This is a genomic window from Ilumatobacter sp., assembly GCF_041688325.1.
GTDB lineage: Bacteria > Actinomycetota > Acidimicrobiia > Acidimicrobiales > Ilumatobacteraceae > Ilumatobacter_A.
This window is the reverse complement of sequence record NZ_JBDNIJ010000234.1, coordinates 1-1,830: the sequence shown is the minus strand read 5'-3', so window position 1 is coordinate 1,830 and position 1,830 is coordinate 1. Positions and strand designations below refer to the sequence as shown.

Genomic DNA, 1,830 nt, shown 5'->3' with positions numbered 1-1,830 from the left:
CCCGCCTCGAAGCGCAGAAAGACCATCGCGAAGCCGCCATTGCCGACACGTACACGATGATCGTTCGAGCCCGGATGAACCACCTTGCGGCCTCGTTTTCATGAGCTTCACGCAGTCACTGACGGCATCAAGCTCATGAAAACGTCAGGGCAGCATCCGCTCTTGGCGGGCACCACGACGTCGTCTGATCGACCGATCGTTATCCGCGGGGCGCATAGCTCGCCGTACAGCCTGAAGATGCGCGCCGTGCTGCGCTATCGGCACATCCCGTTTCGGTGGGTGCTGCGGGGCTCGGCATTCGACACGTTCCCGACAGGATCGGTGCCGATCATCCCGGTGCTGATCTTTCCGGGCGACGACGGCGCGTACTCCGAGACGCTCGTCGACTCGTCGCCACAGATCACACGGCTGGAGGCCGATCACGCGCAGCGCAGTCTTGTGCCGACGGATCGGGCCCTCGCGTTTGTCGACTTCCTACTTGAGGACTTCGCCGACGAGTGGGTCACCAAGGCGATGTACCACTATCGGTGGACCTACGACGCAGATATCGAAAAAGCGGGCCTGCTGTTGCCGCTCGATCAGAACCTGCACGCTCCCGACGAGCAGCTTGCCAAAGCACATGATTTCATCATCGAGCGCCAGGTCGGTCGTCGAGCACTCGTTGGATCGACCGATCAGAATCAGCCCATTCTTGAAGGCTCGTTCGAACGTCTCCTCGACATTCTGCAGGAGCACCTGGCACACCAACCGTTCCTCTTCGGCGAACGACCGGGACGATCTGACATGGCGATGTACGGCCAGCTCAAGCCGATGCTCTGGTGGGATCCGACGTCGACCGCATTGGCTACCGCCCGGGCGCCTCGGGTGGTGAACTGGATCGAGCGGGTCGACGACCTGTCGTCGTGGCCTGTTGCCGACGAGCAGGGAGGTTGGGACGCCAGCGACGCGTTGGCGCTCACGGTGCACCGGTTGCTCGAAGAAGCTGGCCGAACGTACGCCCCATTTATGGTCGCCAATGCGGAGGCGCTGCAATCAGGTGCCGACGAGATGGTGTGCACGATCGACGGCCAGACCTATTCGCAGAGCCCGTTCGGCTATCAGGGCAAGTGTTTGGTGTGGTTGCGCGAGCAGTATGCAGCGCTGGCTGAGGCCGATCGCGCAGCGGTCGATGTACTCCTCACTGGCACTGGTTGCGAGATCCTCTTCGCCTGATGGTGCGACTGAGCGATCTCCACGAAGCAGAAGCCGAACACCTGCAAGCGCGCGCCGATGCGATGTCGCGATTGAACCGGGGGCGTGGATCACGCCCAAGCCGCTGGCCGAGTCGACGGTCGCGATCGTGTCGACCGCCGGCCTGCATCTGCAATCTGATGCGCCGTTCACGCTCGGTGCACTTGGCTACTGGGTCGTGCCGAGCAATGTTGACTGGGGCGACGTCGTGTTGAGCCGCGTCAGCACCAACTTCGACCGCAGCGCATTCCCGGAGGACCCAAACATCTCGTTTCCTGCAGAGCGGTTGCGCGAAATGGCAGACGCTGACGAGATCGGTGGTGTCAGCAACTGGCACTACTCGTTCCTGTTTGACCGTTGTGCACGGGCGCAGTTGGCGCCCTCTCCAACTTCATCGAACGGGCTGGCGTGGCGTGCACGTCGATCAGCCTCGTACGCGAACAGAGCGAAGCCGTTGGCCCGACTCGGGCCCTCTGGATCCCGTTAGCGCTCGGTCGTCCGCTCGGTTCGGCGGAAGATCCGGTCGTCGCAGACCCGTGCGGCGCGTGGCCGGACGTTGTTCGGCGTCAGTGGTGCCGGGCCCGACCAGGTCGACGCCGT

The 1,830-nt window shown here is 63.1% G+C and carries 2 protein-coding genes; both read left to right on the top strand.

Annotated features, from left to right (window positions below; translation table 11 throughout):
* Positions 1-135: 135 nt before the first annotated feature.
* Positions 136-1,212 carry a glutathione S-transferase family protein gene (locus tag ACH2EI_RS13340; protein WP_395160364.1) on the top strand — a complete coding sequence of 359 codons (1,077 nt, stop codon included), beginning with the start codon at positions 136-138 and terminating at the stop codon, positions 1,210-1,212.
* A gap of 127 nt (positions 1,213-1,339) precedes the next feature.
* Positions 1,340-1,717 (top strand): hypothetical protein, encoded by a 378-nt coding sequence (locus ACH2EI_RS13335; RefSeq protein WP_395152839.1) that lies wholly within the window; start codon positions 1,340-1,342, stop codon positions 1,715-1,717.
* Positions 1,718-1,830 lie beyond the last annotated feature (113 nt).